Origin of the sequence: Shinella sp. JR1-6 (assembly GCF_004284735.1) — a bacterium.
GTDB lineage: Bacteria > Pseudomonadota > Alphaproteobacteria > Rhizobiales > Rhizobiaceae > Shinella.
Map to the genome: position 1 here is coordinate 1 of NZ_SHMI01000023.1, position 26,160 is coordinate 26,160.

A 26,160-nucleotide genomic window follows, 5' to 3' on the forward strand; every position below is an offset into this window, starting at 1 on the left:
TTGCCCGAAAAGAATCATCTCAAAGCCAGGGAATCATAACCGACTCAGATTACGCAACTTCTTTCCGGACCGACACTCAGGTTACAAAGATTTATAGTGACGGCAATATAAATTCGAACTCAGAATCGTAAGATCAGTCTTCGTGAAGATCGAATCCACGAATGAAATGACGAAAAGAAACGAAGGTGGCAAACATTGGATAATGAGATTCTGGCGCGCCCCTATCCGTTAAGACGGAACTATAACCTGTTCGTACTACCGATTTTCTTCCTGACGATTTCCGGCCTACTTATTGCCGTCTCAAACGCTCTGTCTGTTAGTGTCGAACGTGCCTATAGTGCACAAACGGCTTCGCTCCATGCCGCGCTGTTCGCGCCGATCTTGGGGAAAGCCAGACACTCGGAGATCGGAAGTGGAGGAAAAGTCAGCGACGCTGACCAGACAAGACAGGCTATCGAAACGGAAGCGAAGGAGCTTGACTTGCTCTGCGCAGTTGCTTTTACCGAAGACGGCAAGGTACTGGCGGCAACCAACGACACATCGTGCATGGCCTCAACGATAAGTCGCATCCCCGAAATATCTGACGGACAGACAGTCTTTCTCGAAGAAGATGGGCCCCCTGTGCATTGGACCGTGCTCAGCAGGGCGCCAGGTATGACAGGGTCTATGTCGGTCTACATCGCCACTTCCGAAAAGGCATCCGCCCGCGAAAAACTTCTCGACAACGATACGATTATTTGGATCGTTATCCTTGGCGTGCCTCTAATAGGAGCACTTTGCCTCTCCACGTATTTCGTCTCACGGGCACAAAATGAAATCGACACACGCACAAACGCCCTGAATGAGGCGCGAAAGTCGCTCGCACATTTTGTTTCCGACAGCACTGAGAAGCGCGTTAGTTCCGGGCGCTCGAGCGCCGAGCGCCTGGCTGCGTCCATCCTGGTCCTCGATATCAGAGACTTCTCCAGTTTTGTCGAACAGGCGAGCGCCGAAGAAGCCGCTGCCCTTGTGTCTGAGGTTGCAAGCCACAGCTTCGCGGCCATCCTCGAACACGGCGGCGATATTGATCGCCTCGTGGGTGACGGGCTTGTCGCCTGGTTCGAAGGATCAGAAAGAAAGACAAACGCCCTCAGGGCGTCGGAGGCAATTCTGACAAGTGTCTCACGGGCGAATTTGCCCAGAGGGATCGGCATAGGACTGCACGACGGCACTGTGATAGAGGCCGTGATCGGAACCGAAATTCGCAAGGATGCAACGATCCTCGGTTCGCCCGTCAACGTTACCGCGCGACTGTGTGCTGCGGCACTACCAGGTGAAATCGTGGCCTCCAGTGAATTTTTCGAGGTGGCGGCAGGGCACGAGTTCAACGTTTCGGCTAGAGGCTCACTTCTGCTGAAGGGTATCGCCAATCCTATCGAGACGATTCGGCTTTCGCTGATGAACCGACGCGTGCTTGTCTAACCCGGCAGTGGCTCAAGTTCGGTTCCGTCATCTTCAACGCCCAGTTTTTCCCGCAGTTCAGGCGTTTCATTCGGGCCTATTTGCTCCTCGCTATTCGAGTCGCTGACGAATGTTAGGGGGAGCATCGCATGCTTGCCTTGTCAACGGCGACCGTATTGACCACCAACGTCCTCAGACGCTCGCAATCGCCTGTTCAAGCAAAGACCGCACGTGCGCCGCGACCGTCTTCAGTTGCTGGTTTTCGATAGCCTGCATCGAGGCCACGGGGTCGATGGCGCTGACCATGATGGCGCCCCCCTCCAGCGATCGTACGATCACGTTGCAAGGCAGCATCGCGCCGACCTTCGGCTCGATCTTCATCGCCTCGAGGGCCATCTTCGGGTTGCACGCACCCAGGATGAGATAGTCCGGTATATCGACGTCGAGTTTCTTATTCATGGTCGCTCGTACGTCGATTTCAGTGAGGACACCGAACCCGTTGCTCGCGAGAGCCGCCTTCGTGGCTGCGACCACCTGATCAAATGGTATTCCGTTGGTCGTCTTATCGAGAGTGTAGGTCATGTTCTTCCTCCATATAAATCGGCTCCTGCCGATTAATCCGCCGGTGTGAGGACCACACAGTAACACTTGATCAATATTCCGCACACCTAGACGGCTGTTCCCACCAAGGCGCCTATGCCTGCTGTCAGCGCCATCGCAAAGGCGCCCCAGAAGGTTACGCGTACCGTGGCCCTCAGCACATTTGCACCGCCTGCCTTGGCACCAATCGCGCCGAGCAGGGCGAGGAACATAAGCGAGGCTACAGAGACCAGCATCACCAGTTGGTTCGGTGGCGCCACCCATACCATTGCGAGTGGCATTATCGCGCCAACCGCGAACGTCAGAGCCGACGTCAGCGCGGCAACGATCGGTCGGGCGGTAGTGATTTCGGAGATGCCAAGTTCTTCGCGGGCATGCGCCTCAAGCGCATCCTTCTGCATTAGTTGCACTGCTACCTGTCGGGCCAGATCAATCTCGACGCCGCGCCTGGTGTAAAGCTGTGCGAGTTCCTCGCGCTCAAGATCGGGCTGGCCGTCAAGCTCAAGCCGTTCGCGGGCGAGATCAGCCTGTTCGGTATCCGCCTGCGAGCTGACCGAGACATATTCTCCAGCCGCCATCGACATCGCACCAGCCACGAGGCCGGCGACGCCGGCGATCAAGATCTCCGAGCTGCCCGCCGCGGAGGCTGCAACGCCGACGATTAAGCTCGCAGTGGATACGATACCGTCATTTGCACCGAGAACGGCGGCTCGCAGCCACCCGATCCGGGAAACGAGATGCGTTTCGCGATGAAGGCCCCTCATGACTTCCTCCAGATTACACCATCTAAGCGGGCTGCAAGAGGGACGGTGTTGGAGATTGTGCCGTATTTGCGGACATTCTTGTGTAAAAGTTCAAGCCGTTGGTCAGTCTCATCGGTATCGACCACGAGTTGGTACTTGACCGAAACGATAAGCGGCGGATCATCCTGTCGAACGGCGTGAAGGACCACCTCGACACCATCAATAGAGAAAGCGAGGGGAGGAATGACGCGCTCAATGCCCTTGATCATACAGGCAGCGATGGACGCGAGCAGAAGTTCGGCCGGATTGAAGGCATCGGCAGCGCCGGACAGTCCCGTGGCAAGCCTGACCTCGGCAGTCTCGGTGCGTGCCACACTCTCCCTAGGATCTATCCGTTGAGCCGAGACCTTGTATCCGAGCATCACTCGTCCTCCATGGCGCAGCCATGTTTAGGAGACCACAAGCCCCACACTATGCTTTGATCACAAACAAAAATTGATCGACATCAATCGAAAAGATCAATGATGGACGTCCGCGTTCGGCTGGTTTGCGCAATAACCGGCCTTTGTTAGTTGTAAAATTCTACAAGCAAGCGGATGCGGTCGCAGCGCCGTCCTCGCCATCCTTTAATCGCTTCATGCGGCGTTTCAATTCAGTCGACAAATTTGTCCGGTGATAGGGCGACATTTTGCGCCACGCCTTGATTTCATCCGCCGTCCGGCCGCAGCCCAAGCACCATTTATTGCGCGGATCGAAGCGGCACAGATCGGTGCAAGGCGACTTATTATTCATCATGAACCTTATTTGAGATAAGCGCGAATGACATCGATCAGTTCGGCCGCGCCTTCTTCACGCTCTTTCTGACTCAGACTTTCGGCGGCCAAGTGCATGCGGATATGATCTTCGATGACTTCGCCCATTAGACCGTTGATGGCACCACGCGCACCCGCGATCGTTTGCATGACTTCGACGCAACCCTTTTCCTCCTCAAGCATCCGCTCGACACCTTCCATCTGCCCGCGAATACGACGTACGCGGTTGATCAGCTTTTGCTTTTCGCGGATGGTATGGCTCATAGGAATGCTCCTTCGGTATAGACGTTTTTGTCAAGCCGCGCGGGTTTCGACCTCCACCGTCACATGCGACAGATCGTGAATGGCCGCAAGCTTTGCGCGGTAGTAGGACGGCGCATGCGGATCATTGACGACGATAGAAACGATGGCTCCGTGGTGGCCGGGCCCGAGTTGCCAGATGTGGAGATCGACGATTTCCGCGCCTTCCTTGACGAGGATTTCCTGTATTTCCTCGGGGAGGTCTTCGCCTTCAGGAACGTAGTCGAGCAGGACGCCGCCCGTATCTCGGATTAATCCCCAGGACCAGCGAGCGATCACAATAGCGCCGACGATACCAATAGCTGGATCAAGCCAGAGCCAGTCATAGAGGCTTCCGAGAACCAGCGCGCCGATCGCCAGAACGGAGGTCAGCGCATCAGCCAGTACGTGGATGTAGGCGGCGCGAAGGTTCTGATCCTGGCCTGCATTGTGCCCGTGTCCGTGAGCATGGCCATGATCGTTTCCGTGATGGTGATCATCCTTGAGGAGCCATGCGCAGACAAGGTTTACGATCAATCCGACCACCGCCACGATGATGGCTTCCCTGAAATTGATCGCTACAGGCGACTGGAAGCGCAGAAAACTTTCCCAGCCGATAAGCACCGCGATTAGCGCCAGGATCACGGCGCTGGCGAATCCTGCAAGGTCGCCGAGCTTGCCAGTGCCGAATGAGAAGCGGCGGTTGCTGGCGTGCTTGCGAGCATAGAGATAGGCCAATGCCGCGATGAGCATGGCCGCAGCGTGCGTGGACATATGCCAGCCATCTGCCGTCAAAGCCATAGACCCGAACATGTTTCCGGCGACGATCTCCACCACCATCATGGTGGCGGTGATACCAATCACTAGCCACGTGCGGCGTTCGTTCCGCAGGTGGTTGTCGCCAAGGAAGAAATGTTCATGGGCGGCGTTGAGCGCACGACCATGGCTGTGATCGTGCGGATGGGGATGGTCGTGCGCATGCCCTTGAGATGAACTCATAGCCTAAACTCCATTTCATATATTATAGGGGGGTATACTATTTGTAAGACGAATACAAACGTTCTGAAATCGGCGGAGTGTTTGTTCTTACAAAGTAGATGACGTCATCAATGACTGCATGGGCGGAATCCAGACACCGCCGATTCGGCGTTGGGAAGACGCTTGACGCCAACACGCAATTTAGAGAACCGCCGGCAAAAATCCGGAAACCGCGACCGATAGCATCCAGCGCGCGAGTCCGCACTTAAACCATTGATCGCCACACTGCCGCCTTGGGCCGTTAGATTTAAACGCCTTGAAGGGATACGAACCATCGCCCCTATTATCACCAGAGCCTACCGACCATCTCGTCCAAACACTTGGACAAGTCTCGCACCAAATCGGAAGGAGTGCGGGCCTATTGTGGCCGGCCGCCAATTAATCAAAGGAATCCTACACCTGTGCGACGATCTCTGTCTTCAGAATCGTCTCGACCGCCGCATAAAGATCAACCGCGGCACCAGGCGCGCGAATGGTCACGATCAGCGAATAGCGCGCCTTCTCGTTGTATCGGTCCAGATACGGCTTTTCCTTCCACCAACCGCCAACTGGATAAATACCGATGGCGTCACGCTCGGCAAGATCAGCCGCCGTTCCCCGCCAGAAATCCGAATGCAGCGATCCGCTGTCGCGGAATGTACCCAATAACCAGCTTTCGCCGACGTTGACGGGTGTACCTTCTTCCTCGTTTCGGGCAGCCTGGTTGATGCGGGCACGGAACTCGTCGACGGATTCCGTGGCTGTTTTCATCTGGAAGCGCAATCCGTGAGAAGCGTATCTGTGACGCCTAGTCCAGCCTCGCTCGCCGGGGTTCGGCTCGATGAAATAGGACAGCGTGACCCGGACCTCGACAGGCTCAGCGCCCAAGGCCAGCAGATTGTCCTTCGGCCAAGGAAGCAGATGAAGCTTCATATCTCTCATTTTGACTGATCCGCTCCCTTCTCGCTGGAAGGGTCGAATGTCGTCCTCGATCATCAAAGTCAGATCGTTATTGGCGGAAAGCAGCGCTCTGCCGAGATTTGGCACGCCGTAACCGTAGCGGCGCAAAATCGATTGCAATTGCGTTTTGTTGCCGTGGCAGGCCGTGACGCGGGCGGCCATCGCAGGTGTCCATTCGGCAGAATGAACCAATAAAGCACGGACAGTCTCGGGCCAGAGCCCCGGCCGGCTGACCATGATCTCTGCCGCGAGCTTGGCAGCTTGCGCGGTTGCGGAACTGGTGTCGCCAATCGTAGAGAAGTAGCGGTTTTCGGGCCGGAAGTGCGTCGTCAGAATGCGCAGGTCATCAATCGGCTCACCAGGATTGACGCCGTCATGCGCCAGGTTCCCGCCCTCCATGACGATGTCCGGCTTGACCGGCCACTGACGATCCCAGGTGACGGAGGTCCTGCTCGCCGGAGACAGTTCTCCAGCGGGCGCGATCGGGGCGTAGCCGGCAAAAGGCGCATCGATAACGTCAACTTTGTTGGTGAAAGCCCCGACGGTGATTGCGTTCCAAGCTTGCGCTGGATCATCTAGCGGTTCGATATCGTTGCGAACCAGGTGATCCGCAGGGCTTAAGTCAACCCGTATGTTTCCAGCAGCTATCAGGATCAACCGCTGCGCATCCGTCTCGAAGCAGAGTTGGTCGATCGAAGCAGACCAGGATGAGGCTCGCCCCCGCGAAGGAGCCGTGCTTGTTATAGCAGTCGCTACGACCCGACTTCTGTGCGGCGCCTGAATCTCGGCTCGAGCAATCGCCTCACCGGTAATCGCGCCGTAGAGATCAGGTCGGTTTTCATCCGCGTCGCCAGGTGGCAGAATTCTAACACTTTCCAGCCGATATTGCAGTTCGACAGCGTCCTCAGAAGCAAGCGGATCAATCAGATCGTTATAAAGTGCTACTCCGGCCATTCGCGTGCCGTGACCCTGCCAAGCTGGCGTGTCGTCGGCGCCCCAAGCCGGATTGATCGTATGCCAATCATCGATCGACAACACCGGCTCGATCAAAGGATGAGTGCGGCGGACCCCGCTGTCCAAAAGGCATATAGCAACGTCACCGGCAGTCTGCGAGACCTGAACGCGACCAGCGAGATCGTCTGTCCAAGCTCTTTGTTCTGCACCTCCAAGACCTGTGAAAAACGCTGGCGTATCTTTTGCCCGGCGCAACTCAGCGATGGTATCGCTGCGAGCAACGACGCGATCCATGGTCACGGTGCTTGCCAACGCCAAGACGACTTCGCGCTCGGGGAACCGGATGGCGTGCTGGCGCAGCTCTATTTCCAAAGCGGCCGCTATGGCTTCAAACTTCTCACGCCTGCCTTCGCGCAACCAGATTTCCCACCACACCGCGAGTTGCTGGTCGGGTGGAAACAGCGCTGCGTCATCCGTGAAGAGAGAACGCGCGGATGCCAGCTGTGCGGTTTCGATCCTTGAAATTAGAGGCTCATTTCGAGGACGCCCTTTGTCGGTGTCCGTCGATCGATACTGCTCAATCTTGTTTAGGAAGTAGTTTTTTGCACGCTCGGGCACAAATACCGAGGCCTTGACGATACCGCCGTCGCCTTCCGGCTCGCGGACTGCGACAACCTCCATTTTTTGTTGTCTGTTCGCGAGCTGGTCGATTGCGGCCCCCTCGGAGGCAGGAAGATCGAACTCGAGATAGAAACCGCGCGTCTCAAAGGCTGTTACCCCGGTTTCGGCAAGCTGCTGCTCTGCCGCCGCGACAGCTCCTCCGACTGCCAACGCCAGCGCCTGGGCATGAGCCTGCCTATTGCGTTGAGGTAGCGCCGGTGGGTCAATTTTCCGGTTTGGGCGCCGGTATGGCTCTGCCGCGCCGTTATCTCTCAGCAGGAAATGCGGGCGATCGCGTGGTCCGGTTGCCATTATGGCCTGTTGCTCGCATCCATAGCTTGGGCAGCCAAGCGGCGCTCGGCAAGCGCGTCAAATATGCTTGCAGCAGTGACCGTGCCCGAATTATCCAGAATGACGGACTTGGCGGCGTCGTCAGCCACACGAGTAATATCTGCCGGCGAAAGGCCGTGTGCCGCGTTCGCGACATCTACCCACGACAGTTCGGGTGTTGCGAAGCGATCAAGCCTGTTACGAAGGATCGCTTCGATGAGTGACACATCCGGAAGCGTGTATTCGATAACGTCGTCGAAACGACGCAAAAGCGCCCGGTCCAGTAGTTCGGGATGGTTCGTCGCAGCGACGATTAAGGCCTGGCTTTCATCCTGTTCTACGAATTGAAGGAAGGAATTGAGCACACGCCGGATTTCTCCGACGTCCTGCCGGTCTCCCCTCTTCGCTCCGATCGCATCAAACTCATCAAAGAGATACACGCCGCGGGTCGCGGTCATGGCATCGAAAACCAAGCGCAACTTCGACGCGGTCTCGCCCATAAACTTTGTGATGAGGCCGTCCAAGAGAATGGTGAACAAGGGAAGATGCAGTTCTCCCGCCAAGGCGCTCGCCGTCATCGTCTTGCCGGCGCCCGGCGGACCGACGAGCAAGATCTTGCGGCGCGGCTGAAGTCCGTGGCTTTGGAGGCTCGCCTGCTGCCGCTGCTCGGCTAAAATACGATCGAGACGTTGGCGAAGGGGTTGTGCCAGAACCATGTCTGTTAGGCGGATGTCGGGGTAACGGGCACTCAGCAGACCGGCGAGTTCACCCTTCGGCTGCACAAGTACGATCGCCCCGCCCGCCCGGCGCATGCTCGGCTGGCGCGTCTTTGCTGTATCAACGAGATCTTTAACCTCCTGCGCCAGCTTACCATGCCCCTGCCGCGCCTCATGGGCGGCCAACTGGAGAGCCGTCGACAGGAAACGGTCCTCATCGCCGGCGATGTGGCTTTTCAGAAGAGTCACAATGTGGCGAGCGGTGGTCATCGTAATCTGCCGTTTCGTTCTGCTTTTGGACTATCAGCTGCAGCGCAATTTGCAACGCAATTCCCCCAAGGTTAACAACCAATCCCTTACTATACCGTTCCGCGGAACTAAGTGACGGTCTAGCGGCCCCGCCCCGAAGTTAGCATAACCTTTTTATGTCTGCCGGTCAGAACTCATAAAATCCCCCACGCCCGAAACCTTCCCCTGCCCGTCATCTCGCGAAGACCGAGCTCCTGCACGATGCGCCTCGCTCCTTGAGGCGTGACCTCAAGCGTCTTCGCCACCATCCCGGCCGAGATCAACGGCCGCGCCATGACCAACTCGACCAGCTCCGGCAGCCTGGACGACGTTCGCCGTCCCTCCAGCTTGCGCATCATCATCTGCCGCGCCAGCACCAACCGGTCATGCTCCTTGAGCCCCGTCTCGGCGGAGATTGTCAGCGCCCTTGCTATCGCCAGCAACCGCGTCTCACGGTCACGATGCCGGCGCCGCTCGACCGGAATGGCCTTGAGCCCGAGATTGATCGCTGCGTGATGACCGCCAGTGGTAACGCCGCCCTCGCGCAGGACCGAGGCGGCGAGCAAACGCCCGAGCCAAGGCGCATGCTGGAGGACAGCGATCTGGTTCCAGGCATCCAGCGCCACGATTGCCTGCAGGACCGGCGGCAAGTCCTGGGCACGCGCGAGCACGGCCCGCCACTCCTCCAGCCGCTCGTCCTCATCCCAGTCGAGGTCATAAACGAACGGATCCTTTTCCGGAGCGTTTTTGGCGCTCCCCGGCTTCTTCGCCTCTTCGATCGCGACCCCGGATCGGGCGAGTACTGCATCGATCGCTGCAAACGCATCACCCAGACCATCAATCTCGGGATCTTCCGCATCCCCTATCTCGGCCGGAGCGTCGCTCACCTCAACACTGCCATCCCGCACCCCCTCCCTGTCTCCACCCAATGATGCTCCGGCCCACGACCGGCCGCGGAGGGAGGCGAGGCCTTGATCAGAGAGGGCCCAGGCGGGGGGATGGGCGGCGATGCGACGGCGAGTTTTCAGGATGTCGCGGGCAATGGTGAGTTCATGGGTGGGAGCACGGATATCCCGGAGCGCGTCATGCAGGACGAGGTCTTCGAGATGAACGAGTTCACCGTCGACCCAGAGCGAGGCATGCGCGTCGAGGAAATGCGACCGCTCGAGAAAGCCCTCGCCGACGGGGGAGCGGGCAATGCGCTCGTCGAGACGGGCAAGAGCAACAGCGGCCTCGGAGATCGGCCGCAGCAGGCTGTGGATGGGCAATTTGGCGAGATCGTAAGACATTGAATTTATGGTAAATGATTTGTTAAGCGAAAGCTATATCCGCAATAGCGTTCTGTACTCCTCACAGCTATGCCGATGGTCTATGACCTCCGATAAGTAACCCTTATCGATGATAGATTGATCTGACGCCGCAAATCACCAAAAGTGGCCTCCGTCACGGGCCTGAAACACGCCAGAACCGCCCGTTTTTGGAGCCAAAATGCCGCCTGTGCAAAAATCCGCCATCGAACGCCGCACCGAGGAACTCGACACGATTGCAGCCGTCCTGCCGATCGAGCGCCGCGACGAGCTCGCCGAGCTGTTGAGCGATCAGGATGTCGAGACGCTGCGCCATCTCGTCAACCAGGGCATGGGCGACAATACCCTTCGGGCACTGACGTCTGATCTGGCTTATCTCCAAGCCTGGGCGCTGACGGCGACGGGAAAATCGCTGCCCTGGCCGGCGCCCGAAGCCCTCCTCCTGAAATTCGTTGCCCATCACCTGTGGGATCCGCAACGGCGCGAAACCGATCCCGATCACGGCATGCCGGCCGACATCGACGAGGCGTCACGACACGAAAGTGTTGGATCTGTCCGACTTTTGAGAACGTATGGTGATCACGCTGCGAGGATAGATGTTTCGCGCCGCAATGGCCTGAGATCAACGCCGTCTGTTGGGGTCCAGATGTAATCGCCGGTGAGACTGATGTGCTGCCAGCCGAGTGGGGTAATGTGTTTGATGATGTCAAGCGGCGTGGGAATGCCCTCGCGGTTGAGCTCGGCGAACGCCGGTTCGAGATAGAGTGTGTTCCAGTAGACGATGGCGTTGATTAGCAGGTTCAGTCCAGATGCTCGGTAGAACTGGCTCTCGAAAGTCCGGTCGCGCAATTCTCCGAGGCGATTGAAGAACAGTGCGCGGGCCAAGGTGTTCTGGGATTCGCTCTTGTTGAGGCCGGCCGTCGCGTTCCTGCGCATTTCGGGGTTCTGCCACCACTGGGGCAGAAAGATGGACCGATTGATGCGACCGAGATCGCGTAGCGCCAACGCCAGTCCGTTCTGGCGTGGGAATGCGGACAGCTTTGCCAACAGGGTCGAAGGCCGAACCTGCCCGGAACGGATCGTCGTGACCAGCCGCAGGATGTCGTTCCAGTTTGCCTTGATCCGCTCGACGTTGATGTGCTCGCCAACGAGCGGCGCCAGGTTTTCGGGAGGCGCGTCGCCCGGGAAGAGATAGAGCTTGCGATCCTTGAGACCGCGCAGCCGAGGCACAATCTGGAAACCAACGAGATGGCAAAGGGCGAAGCTCATATCGCTTACCCCGCCGGTATCGACATAGTGGGTTTCGATGGCGAGATCGCTGCCATGATAGAGCAGTCCATCGAGGACATAGATGGCTTCGCTCGCATTGGCATTCATGGCGATGATGTAGAAAGCGCCGTACTGGTCAGAGGTGAACCGGTAGAATTTGGCGCCGGGGTTGGGACCATAGCGGCCGTTGAGGTCGCCGATCGCCTCGGCGTGTCCGCCCGCCGGAAAATACTGGCCATCGGAGGATGACGTTGTTCCATCGCCCCACAAGCTTGCCAGAGGCAATTGCCTCTGGGCGTTGACGAGAATGGCGTGCGCGGCCGTGTAACCTTCCTCGCGAATATGCCAGTCGTGCGCCCAGGCGAGTTGGCGCATCGTAATGCCGGGGGAAACGTCCGCCATTCTCGTGAGACCGAGATTGATGCCGTCCGCCAGGATGGCGGTGAGGAGCGCAAGCTTGTTGTCGGCCGTCCGACCGCTGCGCAAATGGGTAAAGGCGTTCGAAAATTCCGTTCGGGCGTCAACCTCGAGCAAAAGGTCAGTGATGCGGATCGCAGGCAGACGGCTTTCCACCTTTAGCTTCAGCGACTTGGCGATATCCGGAAACATAGCCTTGTGCGGCGTGACGCTAAACCCCGCCCCGGTCAGTTCTACATCGTCGAGCTCGCCGGCTGCGGCCAGACGCGAGAGGTCAGCCAGTCCATCGTTCAGCAGCTGGCGCTGTTGGCGAAGATAAGTCTCGACATCGGTATCAACGGCGATTGGAAGCGCTCCTTCCTCACGCATCAGCTCGAATGTCGGCGTGGGAATGAGAAAGCTTTCGAAAGACTGGAAGCGTTTGGCTCCTTCCACCCAGATATCGCCCGCATCGAGCCGGCGCTTCAATTCGCTGAAAAGGCAAAGCTCATAAGCCCTGCGATCAATCTTTCCATCTTTGAGTATGAGAGGCATCCAGCCCTTCGGCGCAAAGGAGATCGGTGCCTTGTCGGGTATGGTCCTTTTGCCCGTACGATATAGACCCGCGACCACGGATAGCGCCCGCAAGAGGTTCGCCGCCACTGCGTGACCGCGGAACACGAGAGTGGAGAGAAACTGTGGCGCCAGTTTCCTGATCGTCGGATAGCGCTGGAGCATTTCGATTTTACCGTCGATAACATCCGGCGCGATCAGCGTATCAACCGCCTGGACACTGGTTGCAAAAGCTGGCCATTGGATGACCAGATCAAGCGCTTTGGCCATGTCCTCACCCTTCTCTCTGGCCTTGATGATCGCATGGCAGACTTTTGAAACGTCCTTCAACGGCGTCTGCACTTCCCGAACGGATCGGGTGACGCGAGCAGCCGCCTGGTTATTGGCTCGCCGCGTCAGGATGCCCATGAGTTTCTTGAACATGTCGATCGCGCAATCGGTGAGATGGCGGGAAAGGTGGAGCACTGTTGCAGCCAGGACAGCATGTCGGCGTTCGGTGTTAAGGTCGCGCAGATGCTGCGCGCTCATTCGCGTCCCCTCTGCAGCAAATTCGTCAAAGACCTTGGCCGGAATTCGATCCATCAACGTCGTCGGCAGGTTCAGAGACCGGAGAAAACGAATGCGCTCGGCAATTCTGTCGAGGTTGACGGCGGCTGGCGACAATGCCGGCGTTCTCGCCCAGGCAAGAATGGTCACGCTTGTCCCCTCACGCGGATCGAGAAGCTTGTCCAGATCGAGCTTTTGGCCTTCTGAGATCCCGCCGGCCAAGGCCCGATGAGCAATACGAATGCCGCGCCTGATTGCCACATGAATGATGGCTTCGAGCGCTGGCCGCGCTGGCAAAAGAATTCTCCTGCGTCGCAGTTCTTCCACGACCATATCCGCCAATACATCGGCCTGGCGCAGGGTTTGCGCGGCAGGTGTCAGCCAGCCTGTGAGTGCCCGCACGTCCGAAGGCACAAACGGACGCATCTGCATTCTGTAGAAAAGCAGGGCCAGATGCTCGCGCCGCGTCTGTGGGCGCTCGAAATAACGTTCGATCTCATGGTGATCGACGCCGATCTGCCGCGCCAGAAATCGTAAGACGCCAGCCGGCAGGACCTCGCCATCCGCAAGCGGTCGGCCAGGGTATCGTAGCGTGGCCAGAACACAGGCGAGGCCCAGTCTGTTCGCGGCCTTGTTCTGTCGCATGATCAGGTCGAGATCCGATCGATCCAGCGTATAATGTTTGGCGATCTCCCTTTCGTTATCCGGGATGATCGTCGCCTGTTGCCACCATGCCTCGCTCAGTAATGCTCTTCGCGCCATTCACTGATCTTCCCGTTTCGCCGCGGAGAGTGCAGCGAAACGGAAAATGCGTGTCCGACAAACGAACGTTTCGCGGCATCCACAGTTCTTGTCCGCAAACCTTGTCATGAAACGGCAAATCGGACAATGTCCGAATTCAACGGAAAAACGGACAAACCACGTCTCATGACCTCTATCGGCTATGCAAGGGTCTCCACCGGCGAGCAGGACACCGCCCTGCAACTCGACGCTTTGCGCAAAGCAGGTTGTGAAAGGCTGTTCGAGGATAAGGCATCCGGCGTGAAGACTGACCGCCCCGGATTGGCTGAGGCGATCCGCTACGTTCGCGACGGCGACACGCTCACAGTCTGGAAGCTCGACCGCCTCGGCCGGTCGATGAAGCACCTCATCGAGATCATCACCGAACTGGAGGCCAAAGGCGTCGGCTTCCGATCCATCACCGAAAACATCGACACCACGACATCCGGCGGTCGCCTGGTCTTCCACCTGTTCGGCGCGCTGGCACAGTTCGAGCGCGATCTGATCCGGGAACGAACACGTGCCGGTCTGCAAGCCGCAGAGGAACGCGGCCGACGCGGTGGCCGACAAGTCGTCGTAACCCCGGACAAACTTGCCAAAGCCCGCCAGCATCTGGCGGCCGGTTTGAACGTCCGGGAAGCCGCGGCCCGCGTGAAAATAGGGAAAACCGCCCTCTACGAAGCTCTCAAGGCCGAAAAAGCAACGACAACCACGGTCAAACCAACCTGAGTTCCGGATACGTTCTTAAAAGTCGGACAGATTCGCCACTTTCGTGTCGTGACGCCTCTTTGGAGGGATTAGCTCCCGCCTCCGAGAGCAACGGACTGCACCCAACCGACGAAGATGCCGACAATGCCGATCACGCCAGCGATACACGCTGCCATGAACGATCCGCCAGCACTGTGACGGCTCTGCTCGTTGTTGACGGCATCCCACCACTTGTAGAGCGAATAGAGCGCAAACATGATGGAGAGCGCACTGCCAGCGTACAGGAACGTCGAGCCAACATTGTTCAAGCCCGATTGGGCATCGTCCGGGTTCAGACGAGAACTGGCTGCGGCCGACTGCGCCTGTTTCTGGAAATCGAGCGGCGCTTTGGGGTCTGCCCCCTGTGCGAACGCCCATGTCGTCAACGCAAAGTAGGATACACTCGCAGTAGCAAGTGCCCCATAATATTTGTCCTTCACAGCCGTCATGGCCGAACTGACTCCGCTCATTCCCATCTCCTTTTCATCCCTGTTTCGGGGGCGAACAATCGATTTCGGTAATACTACAACCCACTGGCATTCACAACATATCAGATAACGTTTTCGTTGTGAAATGCAAAGCTGACATTCTTATTCCGCTGCTTGCTGGTACGAGTATTGTGCATCGTACTGCATGACCTCATCCGCCAGCACCTTTGCGAGTGAACCATTGTTCCGCTTTTTCGAACGTGCGATCTCATTCCATCGCGAAATTGCGGTTCCCTCTGGAAAGCGCCGGGCGAGGATATCGAGTGCCCGATCCAGCGGGACACGACGATAGATTTCATCACGAACGGCTCGATCCTCCGCTTTCGTGGAAAGTGCCCAAAGCATCCGCACTCCGAGAGCATTCTTGAAGATCACCCAACGCTTCTCGTCGTTTCGCAGCTTATACATCACCAGCACGTTCGCGCCCTTCGAAGGGTCCGAAGGATCAGGACCGTTCACATATGTCGTCAACGCCTTATCGATGGCTTCTGTACCGCCAAGCTCTTCAATGATCTTTCTGCGGGCTTCCTGCGAATCCGAGTTCAAAATCATGATTGTGGTGGCCTGCGACGTGAGGCCACGGAAATCGCCTAGCTCCTGACTGACCAAGCAAACTTCAAGATTCCACTTACGACCTGTACGGCAATCATGCCAGACCACCTCGTTAATGGTGTCGATAGTGCCGGTTAGATGGTATTCGTCCATCATCAGGCGCTTCGGGGTCTCGGCGATTGTCTGGAACTGCCGTGTCCAATAATCCTCATAGAGCGTCCGAATGGCCTCATCTTGTGGGAAGGTCATGGCGCGGATGTCATCTTTGTCGCCAGCGATCTTTGCCATGAACAACTGTCGCGTCATGAGGAACATCAGGGTGTTTTTCCGGCTCAACTCATCATTGAGCGAGCCGACCGTCAGAAGGTCTTGAAGATCGACGGCCATGACTCGAGCAGCGCCGGTTTCCATCGTGGTATGGCTGGCGAACATCGGATAGGCGGCTTCCAGCGCTTCCAGATAGCGTTGCAGCTTTTCGAGCATCGCATCGCCGAAGTCTTTCTTCATTTGCGGCTCTGCAATGATGGTCGCAATATCCTTGAAGCGGGGCGCTGCGTAGCGTTGCGCCCTCGAAGCCATCTCAGGCATTCCACGCCGCATAAACTCGTCCACGAGCGTCCAGTAGCGCGTTTTGTCGCTCAAAACGATACCAGCGGCAGTGGCGGCATCATTCAGAACCGGATCAAGGTTCGCCTGCCAACGGTTAGGACGTGAATCGATGCTGAGATCGCTCTTCACCTCGTAAACGCGGGAAATAATGCGCGTCATCAGCTCGGGAAGCAGATCCTCCTTCATCGGGATCGCTGTCAAAAGGAAGTTCTTCAGGTAAACCCTCTCGCGGTCGAGGGGGCTACGTGACCCAAGCGAAATGTCGAAGGGATTAACCGCCCACTCGGCCGTGTTTTTCGGCCGAACATACAAAACCTCATTCTGCCGCTCAGGCGGAAGCAGCTCCTTCAGCAAGTTCATGCAGCCGCTCGATGACACACCCACGTCTGCGATCATCATGAAAGGCAATTCACTGCCTGACCTATAGGCCATCAGATCAAAATTCATCCGGTTGAAAAGGACCGACTTACCCGAACCTGTACCGGCGCTGCCAAGCGTGAGCCATGCTGGCTGCTCAGGGGCGAAAGCCCTGTGAGGCAGAAGGGACCCATCCAAGCCCGTGAAAAGGCTATCCCCGGCTTGGAAAACCGGCGCTGTGCGGTGCAGAGGCATGATGACCGACAAGTCGGAAACCGGCGCAAGCACTCCGCGCCATCCTTTCGATGTGGCATTCATACCGGCGACAGTCTCGGCGAGCACCCGCACCGGATTTGCGGGACTGTCCGAAACCGAACAATCTCCCCAAGACTGGATATCCACCAGAAGACGCGAGGCGCGCGTGGGAAGCAGCTCTTGCCGCTCATGCGGCTCGATCCATGTCGCAGCTTCCAGATTGGCCTTCACAACGGCTTCTGTATCCGAACCTAGCGCCTGCGTTACGAGCTGAAGATTCTGGCCGAGAAGTTTTGTCGTGGAATTGAAGATGCCCAAGAGCTGCGCAGCAACCTGCCGCAGCCCGATAGAGCGCCGATCCGCGTGATTAAGCGATTCCAGATGCAGAGTGACCCGGTACGGCATTTTTTCCGACCGCAGGCGCGAAACAAGTATGTTGAACGGCCGGAGATTCTTCGGGAAGCGATGAACCTGACAAACCGAAAAGGTGCGCGGCCCCCACTTAATTTGACGCATATCTTGGGAAACGACAGGAGCTGACGAGAGAATCTGCTTTGCCAGCGGCTGCGCGAAGAAGTCTGACACATCGCTATCAAACGTTTTTTTGATCGGCGGATATTTCACAGCGCCGGGTTCGTGAGGCAACCAGTCATCTGGCGTCTCATGATAAAAGATGCCCTGCCTGATTGCCGCTATGTCCGGTCGCGATCCATCTTCCTTCGGTCGCATGATCTCGGCCATGACGCCACACCGTCTTAAGGCCGAAAGGACGCTCTGGACATAGGCCATGTGCGGGCCTTCCAGCCCTTTTAGCTCAATGAAGGGGTCCATTGCCGACCGCATCGCCGGCAGCTCGCTACGGGCCTCATCGTTGGCCTTTTTTTGCATCATCATTTCACGCTGCGGCCCTGCTACCGGCCGTGACGTGAGGGCCATTATAACCCGCTCATTGACCGCCCTTTTCAGGATAACATCGCGCGTTTCCCGCAGGATCGTATCGATCCGCAACTGTTTCAGCTCGGCATTATGTCGGGCGCGGTCAAGATGCTCATCAACCACCTTCTCGGCATTGTAGGAGCATTCATATGAAATCGACATGTTATGGCCGGGCGTCTTCATTACCTGCGCCAACTCGGCCGAAAAAATGTCGACCATACGATCCGCAAATTCGACTTCCGATGTGATCGAGCGAATCCCCTTGATCTCGATCAGAGTGATGTCGGAGCCATCATGTGCAAATATGACGGGACGCGGGGTGTCTGGATCGAAGCCGCTCAAATCACAAAACTGGTCAGCATTCCGGTTGAACATGCTCATGTGCGGTCCCTCGGGGTAAAGCGATACAGGAAGCCGCCTAAATCGGCGTCATCAGGTAAATTCTCAAAATCTGTGTTGAACGTGCTGGAAGCGAAACCTTCGGCGATCCGAACTCGATGTTCCAAAGATTCATCAATCGCACTGAGAGCATTAGGAAACTGGTTGCTTGCCGCCAGCCCGCGCACCCGGTCTATCAGTGCTGTCATAGCCTCACTGCCCTGCAACTCGGGCAGAAAGGCAATCTTGGACGGCTCTTTGTTCGTCGCCATGGTCCGTTACTCCATCGATGGCGTTGGCCTCTGGCCAAACGACTGGCGAACCGAATTCTGCTGTCCGAAATCGACCTGGCTACGGTTGGCGCGCTGTAGTTTCTCCTGTGCGTCTTCAATCTGGTTTGCCGCCTGCAGAACCTCTTTTGGAGGCGAGGCGAGGCGCGATCTAACAGCCGCCAGATGCCCTCCCGCGTGCGGTCCACACCGTTCAAGACGTTCAGATAACCCTTTGACAACTTGCGGGCCGGTCTCGTTCTGCAACTTGGCCCATGCGGTTTTCATTGCCTCGCCATAAGCGCCAGCATCGCCCATTGCCCGCATTCGGGCTTCCATGGGTCGAGACGGATCGGAGGCTGCGGCAGCAGCAGCAGACGCCTTATTTCCAAGCTGGATGATCTCATCCATCTGTTTCGTAAGGGCCGTATTGGCCTCACCAGCGGCACGGCGGGCTTCAACCATCGCCTCACCCGGAGCAAGTGCGCGACGGGAATTGGGTCCATGCTCTCGGAGCCGAATTTCATTGTCGATGATGCCATTCACCGCCAGATTACTCTTCATCCGGAGGGACGGCGAAAGCTCTTCCATGCGGCTATAGGCTTTAAGCGTGCGCTCCATCACATCTTTCGCGGCAGCGCGTTCCTCCAAGCCTTTGATTTTCAGGACCGTAGGCTCTGGCACCTTCCGATAAGGCTGGCCGTGCTGATCTACGATCCTCTGCGAGAGTGCTTGCCGCTCGATGAGCGTGAAATTGCGTTCGACCTTTTCGAGCGCTCGCGCATGAGCGGCGGCATAACCCGGCTGCACGATATCTTCCAGCGCTTCCTCTGCCGTCAGCTTGCCGCTCGAAACGGCATTTGCAGCGTTGACGAAGGCTGTCTTCATGCCACCGTCTTCCACCCACTGATCGGCGACGTTCGCAAGACGATGAATGCGGTCTGTGGGAGCAAAAATGTTTTTATCGACCCATATGCGATCAAGATCGACAGTCAGATGATCCGTCAGTCGGCGAAGAGAGCCATCAGAAGCTTGAATCGATAGATCGGCCGGGAGCCTGTGCGCGGCCGGATATGCCTTACTGGCGCGTTTGTCTTGCACCTTTGCGCCGGTCGCAACGAATTTCGAATTCTCTGGTATGATACCAGCAGCCCTTGCGTTCTCGATCAGCACCAGTGCGGCATAGGTCTGCTGCAATCGGCCCTCTGCATGGCGCTCAAGCGCTCCAATTGGAAAACTATCGCCCGTCCGAACCACATCCTGATAAAGCTCGCGGAACATCTCGACTGAATCGGGCTTGGCGTCGTGAATTACCCGGCGTTCCCGCGAAGGTTCGAGGCTTTTGCTGGCCGCATAGGTCTGCTGTAGCTCGATGCTATGGCCGATCTGGATCGGGTTTTCCCAACTGCCCGGAACGGGTTCTGGATTTTTCATGGCATCTCCTTCGACGGTAGATTGGGGTCGGGCCTCGCCGCTCGCCGCGTACCTCAGTTGCTGCTCGATGCTGTGGCCGATCTGGATCGGATTTTCCCAACTGCCGGGCACATTCTGCCGCGCATCTTCCATCGCAGCCTTCCGTTCAACCATGCGAGCGAAAAGCTCCGCATTGCTCTGAGCGGCCTGCTCGACATATCCGTTACCGTCATCGTGAAGTGCCATCAGCCGCTGCCAAGCCGCATCAACTCTACGCTCGATGTCAGCGCGAGCACTCTCCCGCCATCCCTGATCTTCCCCATCAGCATTGTACATGTACGAGCCTGTCTCAGCGTCGTAAGACGGTTCAGGACGCTCGATGTCGGTAGACGACTGATAAAGGGAATCGATTTCTTCCAGAATGCCGTTGACCACGGCTACATTCTGTTCGCCAAAAGCCTCAACGGCCCGCTCATACGCGCGAACCTCACTTTCCTCGTCAAATCCATCGTCAAGGAAACCGTATTCCGTGGGATATCGCTTCGCATGATCGAGCACATAGCGATTGCCGGATCTCGCCTCCGCCTTCGCGGCGACAACGGCGTCGTGAAGCTTAATGACCGCTTCATCCCTCGTGGTTGCGTTGAGCGCCGGTTCTGTGACATGCGACCTTGCCGATGCTAGTTCGGCAAGAACATGCTTTCCTCGTTCGACCTCTTCCCGGTTTTCTGGCTCTAACGCCATGGGCAGACCTCCAAAACGCACAAGTTACCGATAGCCGGAAAGGCTATCCCCACATGCTGGAAAGCGCGTAGGTGACGACAGCAGAAATCCCAAGCAGGGCACCAAAGACAAAGGCAATCACTTGGCCGTACACGGTTTGCTCACCGTGGCCGGTGAAACCGTCATTTTCGCTCTGAACCATCAGCCAGATATTGACGCCGGTTTTCAGGCAAATGACCAAGCTCAGAAGGGCAAAGATCACGGGGATCAAGTTTCCGGCTGATGCCAGAAACTCATAAAACGATTGCCCCATGGTCTCTAGGTTCTGGTTATTTGGGTTCATCTCGGCCCTCCCACGGGTTTATCGCACCCCTTGCGGGATCACCACTGGCGCCAAGAAGACGACGCCCAAGCCCATCCCGGCCGGAGCCGACATCGTAGGGGGGCGGCTGAAATTGCTGGCTGCGGCTTGTGAAAGGTTCTGGCCAAGCGGCTGCAATGCGGCGAGAGCTGCCTGTCCATAGTTCACAGGCTCCCGGCCAGATACGATGACACCATCGCTAACCGCAACGGTCCTGTTATTCTGGACGAGCTGCTGGCCGACCTGACCGACGCCTTGCAGGATAGAAGACAGAAACAGCCCGCTGTATCGCTGCAACGTGTGTTTATCTACGTCTGCTGCAATTCCGGTGCGGGCCTGCGTTTCCGACACGGCAATTGCCGTCACCGGAAATTGAGCACCTGTGTTGGTGACGATCTGATTGAAGGAGATCGCCGCCTGATTGTCGGAGTAGCTGATCTGGCCCACGAGGCGCATGCCCGTCAACGGCCCATTACGCGTGCCTCTAGCCGGGTCGTAGATCACGTCATCGAGCGACACGATAATCGGAGCGCCCGGATCGTCGGAATTGAAAGCCCGATCCAGACGCGCGAAAATAACATCGCCAGTGCGGGCCAGCATCACCATTTTGGGCTGCGGCTTTGCTACTGGCCCTGCCTGTTTCTCTTCCTTGACTTCCGGTGCTTTGTATTTTTGCGTTGCCATCTGAACGCGGGGCGCATTCCCCCCATTCCCGTTGCCACCACGAGCAAGCGCATCGATCTGTGCCTGAATGGCTGCTCTAGCGGCCTGATCCGATACGGGCTGCTGCACCGGAACCTGCGTCACATAGACGGTTCTTTCCGTGGTCTCCTTGATGACGCGCTCTTCCGGCTCGGCCTTCTTCTCTGGCGGAACAACAGGTTCTTCGCCCTTGTCAGCCGGGCCTACCCCGGTAATCACGGTAGGAGCTTGATAATCCCTTCCGCCTTGGCGAGCTTGCTGCGCGTCCTCATTGTTGACGGTAGCGCGCCTGTTGGCCTCGTTTGTATCAACCGGCGTCATTTGATCGTTTCGCGGCACATTTTGGCCATTCGGAAGATTGCTGGCTGTGCCAGCGCCACGGTCAGGTGCCGTTTGCCCCGAAAGCATGAAGGCCCCGGCTCCGATAGCAACGACCAATGCCCCTGCTGCGCCAATAACGAGCTTATTCATGGTCAACCCCTCTTAGTATCGAACCGTTGCGGGGCGCTCCACGCCCGATCTGTCGGAGAAAAGCACGCGATAAGGTAGCCCATTGAACCTATAGGCCGTCTCCCCATCCGGTGTGGGGACCTTTTGCGCGAACTGCGGAGTGAGCATTTCAACATGACCGACGACGACCAGATCACCGTTAGGCGTGGTATAGCCACGTAGATCAGGCGCACCCTCCAAGGCTACTGACCTTGCCCCGGCCGGTATCCTACCGATGATATAGGTTGCCAAGTCGCTCTGCGGCACCGGCCTTCTGGCGACATTCCTGCCGCTCGGCGCATTCCGCCCCTTCAGAGAAACCGGCCTCACTTTTTCAGCGAGCGGAGACCGCCCCTCGATCACGACAGTCAAAGGCATGTCGATACTCACCTTCTGACCGCCCTGCGGCCGGAAGCCGGATTGCGTCAACAACACGATGGGATATGGCCACTTATCAAGCGCCACGTTGATGTTGCCAAACACCTCGAAATAGCAGGGAGTAAGGTTGATCGTGGTAGGCCGCTCACCGGCTTCGCTCGCCTGAGCGCCTGTAGCGTTTCCGCATCCTGCCCCATCCTGCGCCAGCATCTGCGGGTTATACGTTACGTTCGCCACCGGCCACGGATAGCCATCGCTGTCAACGAAGGTGACAGGAGTCGTAAGACCAAAGGCCATCCGCACCGTGGGAGGCGTCTGCATTGGTGTCTTTGCGGCGTTCACAACCCGAGGCAATGCGCTCGGGTATGGATCGGTCGAGTAAGTCGGCCGGACAGCAGCACTCTGAGAACCTAGCGTGGCGTCCCTGATGCGGCCGACCTCGTTGGGCTTGAGGATCATGCCTTCGGTCCGATCCACCATCCCTTGCCTGATTTTGTCCAACTCTTCCCGCGTGAGTTCGCGGGCTGGAAGGTTCGGTTGCTGCGAATAGGTCTGCGTACCTGGCTGCTGCTGATACTGGCCGGGGTCCTGCCGAGGTATCCCTTGCTCACCAACCGGCGCATTGATGTCCTGCTGTTGCTGTTCTTGCGCGACAGCCGCGCCTCCCATCATGACGGAGAGTAGCAGCGCTACCGGAACCCCTTTGGTCTTCATCTTCATGCCCTGCTCCATCAAGACTCGTTCTTGTTGAAATTCTGTGTGGCGCTGATGCTGTCTATCCCGATCCCGTTCGGGTTGGCCTCGGAGGGCCGAAGCGCAACAATCAGCATCGTCAGCAATATGTCCGACCGCCTCGTGTCCACGTTTGACTGCTGAAATTGAACGATAGGGACTTCCACTCGCCAAAAACGGCGTCCCTGCAAAAAGCCGACCTCTTTGATGTTCGGAACGCCGGATCGGTAAGCTGTTTGCGTAACGAAGTTCTCTCTAAAGGCGATAGGGGAGCCGGTACGGTTCACTTCCTGAACATAGGAGTTTTGGCCAGAAGGCGTGAAATACTGCCTCAGAGCCGAACCGATGATCGTCGCCTGATTATAGTAGTCGTATGAATTGACCGCGACTGCGGCATCAGAAGCGAAATCAATAAGCCTCGCTTGACTGATCGCAGCTTCTTTCAGGACCGTCGCGTTGCACGAGCTGCCGGTGCCCTGCTCACGCCAGACAAATTGCGTGACAGGTTTCATCAGATAGGTGTCGGCCGTCATCGCGAAGCTCGCAACGACACCAAGGCCAAAGAGACCGCCAAGACCTATAATCGCAAAGCGGTAGATCTCGACACCTTTCATGGACGCCCCCCTTCTTCGACTGGCTGCGTCGAGACAAGGCGACCAATCGCAATACCCTTTGGATTAAGAGGGGATTTGTGAGTACGAACGATCGTTGCATAGAAATCACGGTTTTCCGACCGACGATCCTGCGAGTTCCGGTAGATCAGCGTCATTGGGACGACGATTTCCCACTCATAGCGAGACGTACCGTCCGGCTGTCGAGTTGGCCCTTGCCTCGATATCACTGCGGGACCGCGTTGGGTTGCGGTAGCGTTCTGATATTTCGCGACGACATCCTTGATGATGCCCCACTCGCTGACCGAAAGACGATAATTGTTGCGGCCTTCAAGCGTCATATAAAGCGACGTGCTGCTGTTGATCTGGTCGCGCCAAGAAGTCCAATCGTAGGTTTGGATCATGCGGATCGCGTTTACCGCAAAGTCGCGAGCGGTCGCGTCTGCCACCATCGGCTCATCAAGGCCGATAGGCGCACACACTGACTGAGCATCAGTCGTGCCCAAGAAGGCAGTTGCCGGGAATTTTACGAACCGCGCATAAAGAATTTGCGCCAGATGAACATAGATCAGAACAACGGCAACTGCCAAAAGCAGCGTGAAAACGCGCATGTTCCGCAAGATCGCGGCCATCGCTGCATTGTCTTCTAAAATAGCCTCTTTCGACTTCACCGCGCCGTATTCCCCTGCAAAATCGGCACCGGGCAACCAAAAACCCCGCCATCGGCGACGTAAGGTTCAGTCACCGCATTTGCCTGTAAAACATATCCGAATAACAGCACTGCGAGCGTCCCCACGATCAGCGCCGTCCATAAGATCGTAAGCTGTTGCTGCTTGGCGATAATCTGTTCACGCGCGATAGAAGGCGCGACCGGATCGGGAAGAGTAGCCAAAGCGAACTTTGGCACCCTTACCTCACTGAATTTCTTCTTCTTATCGAAAAGCCCCATTGGCGACCCTCATTCCTTCAGGAGAGCATCGACAACCGGCATCATGGAATTGTCCCACCCCTTGAGAACGGCGACTTTGCCAGAAGCTTTCGGCACCACGAAAAGCGGTACTGCTGGAGCACGATCAGGCAGATTTGCCGCCAGCGTCAGCCAAACCTCGAAGTTCTGGTTGACCTCTTTGTCGAGGTTGGCATCCGGCGACATGTCGAGACCTTGCGTCTGCTGTGCCATCAGATTGTGAAGCGCCTTGACCTTATCCTGTTGTTTCAGGACACCCCGAATGCCCGGCAACGCATCAAGCTGTGTGGCCTGATCGCCGAGCACGCTCACCGGCACAAAACGGATCGGGTACTTGCCTGACAACGCCTTATGAGCTGCTTGGCAATACGGGCACCGAGGATCGAAGAACATGACAATGGTGTTCTTCTCGCTCGCCTGCTGACCGGCAGGCGTGTCGGAAATGCTCGCCAGTGAGGCTAGGCCGGTCAGCAATTGGTTTGCTACATTCAGGTCGGCAATTTCATACCCGGAATCGACCCCTTGCCGGGTAATGGGTTGCGCCGATGCGATGGCGTTCGGCTGAGCCTGCTGCGTCTGCTGAGTTTGCTGCACCGGTTGCTGCTGTACCGGCTGCTGCTGGTATTGGACCTGCGGAGGCTGGTAAGGCTGCTGCAACGGGAATTGTTGCGCCTGATACTGAGGTTGCTGTGGATACTGACCCGGCTGCGGATAGAAGCCCGGCTGCTGCCCCGGAAACTGCGGATACTGGCCCTGCGATTGCTGCGGATATTGGCCCGGCTGAGGCTGGTAGCCGTTCATCATGGGCGGTGCGCTCTGCGGCGCAAACTGCTTCGGTAAAACAAAGACCCCCAAGCAGGCTACGCCAACGAATGCCGTAGCCCAAATTCCCTGAATGATAATCTTCTGCGTTCCCGAAACGCTTTCCTTCGATGACGTGGTCTCAGCCATGACAATCCCGTTGTTAGAACCCGATAAACCGGTTTTCGCCATCGAGCGAAAGCCATCTACAAATCAACCGTCGCCACCTTAAACGACAACGATTTTAGAATCAATTTTTCTATCAAACATTTCCGGGCAGTTGTAAATGTGTCTCGCTTCACGAGACCTCGCGCCGCTGTCCTACTGGCTGACGACGCGCCAAGCGCCCTCGATCATCCGCAGACTCAAGGCCCGAGTATCCTTCGCGCCCGTTTTGACGCGCTCTAGGGTCACATCGGCAAGATAGGTTGCGTCATCCTGAGACCGGATATTGTCGATTGAAACGATCTTCACAGCCTGAGGCGGGATAACATGCCACTCGGCGGCGGCGGCACCATACGCTTGTACGGCCTCCTGATACTGCTGTGCCATGCGGCTCATCACAGCTCCTTCAATTTCCGCGTGACTCGGCCCCTTATCTCCGCAGCCAGCAAGCAGTCCGCAAATAATCAAAATAGCTATTCGTTTCATTTGCATGTCCTCTCCTGTCCAATGATTCCACCCCAAATAAAAAAGGCACCGGCCTATATGGCAGGTGCCTT

Annotated in this window: 24 protein-coding genes and 1 pseudogene; 3 read left to right on the forward strand and 22 right to left on the reverse strand. The window is 57.2% G+C overall.

What is annotated here, in order from left to right; all coding sequences use genetic code 11:
* Positions 1-195 precede the first annotated feature (195 nt).
* A complete protein-coding gene (locus tag EXZ48_RS26900) occupies positions 196-1,461 on the forward strand; it encodes an adenylate/guanylate cyclase domain-containing protein (RefSeq protein ID WP_130519695.1) in 1,266 nt (421 codons plus the stop codon).
* Between the two features lie 171 nt (positions 1,462-1,632).
* Here the strand turns inward: EXZ48_RS26900 and EXZ48_RS26905 are convergent, their stop codons facing one another.
* The 9 genes from EXZ48_RS26905 to EXZ48_RS26945 all read right to left on the reverse strand — a co-directional run bounded on the left by EXZ48_RS26905 (position 1,633) and on the right by EXZ48_RS26945 (position 10,097).
* Positions 1,633-2,022 carry a DUF302 domain-containing protein gene (locus EXZ48_RS26905; RefSeq protein ID WP_130519697.1) on the reverse strand — a complete coding sequence of 130 codons (390 nt, stop codon included), beginning with the start codon at positions 2,020-2,022 and terminating at the stop codon, positions 1,633-1,635.
* An 86-nt stretch (positions 2,023-2,108) separates the two neighbouring features.
* Positions 2,109-2,804, reverse strand: a complete 696-nt coding sequence (locus EXZ48_RS26910) for a VIT family protein (protein ID WP_130519699.1) — start codon at positions 2,802-2,804, stop codon at positions 2,109-2,111.
* Positions 2,801-3,205, reverse strand: a complete 405-nt coding sequence (locus tag EXZ48_RS26915; RefSeq protein ID WP_130519701.1) for an OsmC family protein — start codon at positions 3,203-3,205, stop codon at positions 2,801-2,803. The genes EXZ48_RS26910 and EXZ48_RS26915 overlap by 4 nt, the downstream gene beginning before the upstream one ends.
* A 160-nt stretch (positions 3,206-3,365) precedes the next feature.
* The gene (locus tag EXZ48_RS26920; RefSeq protein WP_165909439.1) at positions 3,366-3,578 is read right to left on the reverse strand and encodes a DUF1289 domain-containing protein; all 213 of its coding nucleotides are present in this window, start codon (positions 3,576-3,578) and stop codon (positions 3,366-3,368) included.
* A gap of 5 nt (positions 3,579-3,583) precedes the next feature.
* Entirely contained in the window at positions 3,584-3,859 is a 276-nt protein-coding gene (locus EXZ48_RS26925; protein WP_052820499.1) for a metal/formaldehyde-sensitive transcriptional repressor, read from the reverse strand.
* Positions 3,860-3,889: 30 nt separating this feature from the next.
* A complete protein-coding gene (dmeF, locus tag EXZ48_RS26930; protein WP_130519703.1) occupies positions 3,890-4,873 on the reverse strand; it encodes a CDF family Co(II)/Ni(II) efflux transporter DmeF in 984 nt (327 codons plus the stop codon).
* Between the two features lie 432 nt (positions 4,874-5,305).
* Positions 5,306-7,777, reverse strand: coding sequence for a S8 family peptidase (locus EXZ48_RS26935; protein WP_130519705.1), 2,472 nt, complete (start codon positions 7,775-7,777; stop codon positions 5,306-5,308).
* A complete protein-coding gene (locus EXZ48_RS26940; protein ID WP_097143403.1) occupies positions 7,777-8,781 on the reverse strand; it encodes an AAA family ATPase in 1,005 nt (334 codons plus the stop codon). Before EXZ48_RS26940 ends, EXZ48_RS26935 begins: the two co-directional genes overlap by 1 nt.
* 173 nt (positions 8,782-8,954) lie before the next feature.
* The gene (locus EXZ48_RS26945) at positions 8,955-10,097 is read right to left on the reverse strand and encodes an RHE_PE00001 family protein (RefSeq protein ID WP_165909441.1); all 1,143 of its coding nucleotides are present in this window, start codon (positions 10,095-10,097) and stop codon (positions 8,955-8,957) included.
* A gap of 190 nt (positions 10,098-10,287) precedes the next feature.
* On the opposite strand from EXZ48_RS26945, the pseudogene EXZ48_RS26950 reads away from it, so the two are divergent.
* Positions 10,288-10,692, forward strand: a pseudogene (locus EXZ48_RS26950) (integrase); the annotation flags it as partial.
* Here EXZ48_RS26950 and EXZ48_RS26955 read toward each other — a convergent pair.
* A complete protein-coding gene (locus EXZ48_RS26955) occupies positions 10,686-13,652 on the reverse strand; it encodes a Tn3 family transposase (protein ID WP_130519709.1) in 2,967 nt (988 codons plus the stop codon). The pseudogene EXZ48_RS26950 and the gene EXZ48_RS26955 overlap by 7 nt on opposite strands.
* 165 nt (positions 13,653-13,817) lie before the next feature.
* On the opposite strand from EXZ48_RS26955, the gene EXZ48_RS26960 reads away from it, so the two are divergent.
* Positions 13,818-14,399 (forward strand): recombinase family protein, encoded by a 582-nt coding sequence (locus tag EXZ48_RS26960; RefSeq protein ID WP_109614887.1) that lies wholly within the window; start codon positions 13,818-13,820, stop codon positions 14,397-14,399.
* A gap of 68 nt (positions 14,400-14,467) precedes the next feature.
* Here the strand turns inward: EXZ48_RS26960 and EXZ48_RS26965 are convergent, their stop codons facing one another.
* The 12 genes from EXZ48_RS26965 to EXZ48_RS27020 form a co-directional block, all read right to left on the reverse strand.
* A complete protein-coding gene (locus EXZ48_RS26965) occupies positions 14,468-14,887 on the reverse strand; it encodes a hypothetical protein (RefSeq protein ID WP_130519711.1) in 420 nt (139 codons plus the stop codon).
* A gap of 120 nt (positions 14,888-15,007) precedes the next feature.
* Positions 15,008-17,995 carry a hypothetical protein gene (locus tag EXZ48_RS26970; protein WP_130519713.1) on the reverse strand — a complete coding sequence of 996 codons (2,988 nt, stop codon included), beginning with the start codon at positions 17,993-17,995 and terminating at the stop codon, positions 15,008-15,010.
* Positions 17,992-18,264 carry a hypothetical protein gene (locus EXZ48_RS26975; protein ID WP_130519715.1) on the reverse strand — a complete coding sequence of 91 codons (273 nt, stop codon included), beginning with the start codon at positions 18,262-18,264 and terminating at the stop codon, positions 17,992-17,994. Before EXZ48_RS26975 ends, EXZ48_RS26970 begins: the two co-directional genes overlap by 4 nt.
* 6 nt (positions 18,265-18,270) lie before the next feature.
* Complete coding sequence (locus EXZ48_RS26980; RefSeq protein ID WP_130519718.1) at positions 18,271-20,418, reverse strand: hypothetical protein; 2,148 nt, start codon at positions 20,416-20,418, stop codon at positions 18,271-18,273.
* Between the two features lie 43 nt (positions 20,419-20,461).
* Positions 20,462-20,740 (reverse strand): hypothetical protein, encoded by a 279-nt coding sequence (locus EXZ48_RS26985; protein WP_130519720.1) that lies wholly within the window; start codon positions 20,738-20,740, stop codon positions 20,462-20,464.
* A gap of 18 nt (positions 20,741-20,758) precedes the next feature.
* Complete coding sequence (locus tag EXZ48_RS26990) at positions 20,759-21,931, reverse strand: DotG/IcmE/VirB10 family protein (protein WP_130519722.1); 1,173 nt, start codon at positions 21,929-21,931, stop codon at positions 20,759-20,761.
* A gap of 12 nt (positions 21,932-21,943) precedes the next feature.
* Positions 21,944-23,047 (reverse strand): DotH/IcmK family type IV secretion protein, encoded by a 1,104-nt coding sequence (locus EXZ48_RS26995; protein WP_164057010.1) that lies wholly within the window; start codon positions 23,045-23,047, stop codon positions 21,944-21,946.
* Positions 23,048-23,058: 11 nt separating this feature from the next.
* Positions 23,059-23,673, reverse strand: a complete 615-nt coding sequence (locus EXZ48_RS27000; RefSeq protein WP_130519725.1) for a DotI/IcmL family type IV secretion protein — start codon at positions 23,671-23,673, stop codon at positions 23,059-23,061.
* The gene (locus EXZ48_RS27005; RefSeq protein ID WP_164057009.1) at positions 23,670-24,377 is read right to left on the reverse strand and encodes a DotI/IcmL/TraM family protein; all 708 of its coding nucleotides are present in this window, start codon (positions 24,375-24,377) and stop codon (positions 23,670-23,672) included. Before EXZ48_RS27005 ends, EXZ48_RS27000 begins: the two co-directional genes overlap by 4 nt.
* Positions 24,338-24,619, reverse strand: coding sequence for a hypothetical protein (locus EXZ48_RS27010; RefSeq protein WP_130519729.1), 282 nt, complete (start codon positions 24,617-24,619; stop codon positions 24,338-24,340). The genes EXZ48_RS27005 and EXZ48_RS27010 overlap by 40 nt, the downstream gene beginning before the upstream one ends.
* Positions 24,620-24,628: 9 nt before the next feature.
* Complete coding sequence (locus EXZ48_RS35280; RefSeq protein WP_207900515.1) at positions 24,629-25,588, reverse strand: hypothetical protein; 960 nt, start codon at positions 25,586-25,588, stop codon at positions 24,629-24,631.
* A 171-nt stretch (positions 25,589-25,759) separates the two neighbouring features.
* Positions 25,760-26,095: a hypothetical protein gene (locus EXZ48_RS27020; RefSeq protein WP_130519731.1), complete on the reverse strand. Its 336-nt coding sequence runs from the start codon at positions 26,093-26,095 to the stop codon at positions 25,760-25,762.
* Positions 26,096-26,160 lie beyond the last annotated feature (65 nt).

What these genes read in the sequence shown, in the direction of transcription:
- EXZ48_RS26905 (WP_130519697.1), bottom strand. Translation starts at nt 2,022, where the DNA reads ATGACCTACACTCTCGATAAGACGACCAACGGAATACCATTTGATCAG.
- EXZ48_RS26910 (WP_130519699.1), bottom strand. Translation starts at nt 2,804, where the DNA reads ATGAGGGGCCTTCATCGCGAAACGCATCTCGTTTCCCGGATCGGGTGG.
- EXZ48_RS26915 (WP_130519701.1), bottom strand. Translation starts at nt 3,205, where the DNA reads ATGCTCGGATACAAGGTCTCGGCTCAACGGATAGATCCTAGGGAGAGT.
- EXZ48_RS26920 (WP_165909439.1), bottom strand. Translation starts at nt 3,578, where the DNA reads ATGATGAATAATAAGTCGCCTTGCACCGATCTGTGCCGCTTCGATCCG.
- EXZ48_RS26925 (WP_052820499.1), bottom strand. Translation starts at nt 3,859, where the DNA reads ATGAGCCATACCATCCGCGAAAAGCAAAAGCTGATCAACCGCGTACGT.
- dmeF (WP_130519703.1), bottom strand. Translation starts at nt 4,873, where the DNA reads ATGAGTTCATCTCAAGGGCATGCGCACGACCATCCCCATCCGCACGAT.
- EXZ48_RS26935 (WP_130519705.1), bottom strand. Translation starts at nt 7,777, where the DNA reads ATGGCAACCGGACCACGCGATCGCCCGCATTTCCTGCTGAGAGATAAC.
- EXZ48_RS26940 (WP_097143403.1), bottom strand. Translation starts at nt 8,781, where the DNA reads ATGACCACCGCTCGCCACATTGTGACTCTTCTGAAAAGCCACATCGCC.
- EXZ48_RS26955 (WP_130519709.1), bottom strand. Translation starts at nt 13,652, where the DNA reads ATGGCGCGAAGAGCATTACTGAGCGAGGCATGGTGGCAACAGGCGACG.
- EXZ48_RS26960 (WP_109614887.1), top strand. Translation starts at nt 13,818, where the DNA reads ATGACCTCTATCGGCTATGCAAGGGTCTCCACCGGCGAGCAGGACACC.
- EXZ48_RS26965 (WP_130519711.1), bottom strand. Translation starts at nt 14,887, where the DNA reads ATGAGCGGAGTCAGTTCGGCCATGACGGCTGTGAAGGACAAATATTAT.
- EXZ48_RS26970 (WP_130519713.1), bottom strand. Translation starts at nt 17,995, where the DNA reads ATGAGCATGTTCAACCGGAATGCTGACCAGTTTTGTGATTTGAGCGGC.
- EXZ48_RS26975 (WP_130519715.1), bottom strand. Translation starts at nt 18,264, where the DNA reads ATGGCGACGAACAAAGAGCCGTCCAAGATTGCCTTTCTGCCCGAGTTG.
- EXZ48_RS26980 (WP_130519718.1), bottom strand. Translation starts at nt 20,418, where the DNA reads ATGGCGTTAGAGCCAGAAAACCGGGAAGAGGTCGAACGAGGAAAGCAT.
- EXZ48_RS26985 (WP_130519720.1), bottom strand. Translation starts at nt 20,740, where the DNA reads ATGAACCCAAATAACCAGAACCTAGAGACCATGGGGCAATCGTTTTAT.
- EXZ48_RS26990 (WP_130519722.1), bottom strand. Translation starts at nt 21,931, where the DNA reads ATGAATAAGCTCGTTATTGGCGCAGCAGGGGCATTGGTCGTTGCTATC.
- EXZ48_RS26995 (WP_164057010.1), bottom strand. Translation starts at nt 23,047, where the DNA reads ATGAAGATGAAGACCAAAGGGGTTCCGGTAGCGCTGCTACTCTCCGTC.
- EXZ48_RS27000 (WP_130519725.1), bottom strand. Translation starts at nt 23,673, where the DNA reads ATGAAAGGTGTCGAGATCTACCGCTTTGCGATTATAGGTCTTGGCGGT.
- EXZ48_RS27010 (WP_130519729.1), bottom strand. Translation starts at nt 24,619, where the DNA reads ATGGGGCTTTTCGATAAGAAGAAGAAATTCAGTGAGGTAAGGGTGCCA.
- EXZ48_RS35280 (WP_207900515.1), bottom strand. Translation starts at nt 25,588, where the DNA reads ATGGCTGAGACCACGTCATCGAAGGAAAGCGTTTCGGGAACGCAGAAG.
- EXZ48_RS27020 (WP_130519731.1), bottom strand. Translation starts at nt 26,095, where the DNA reads ATGCAAATGAAACGAATAGCTATTTTGATTATTTGCGGACTGCTTGCT.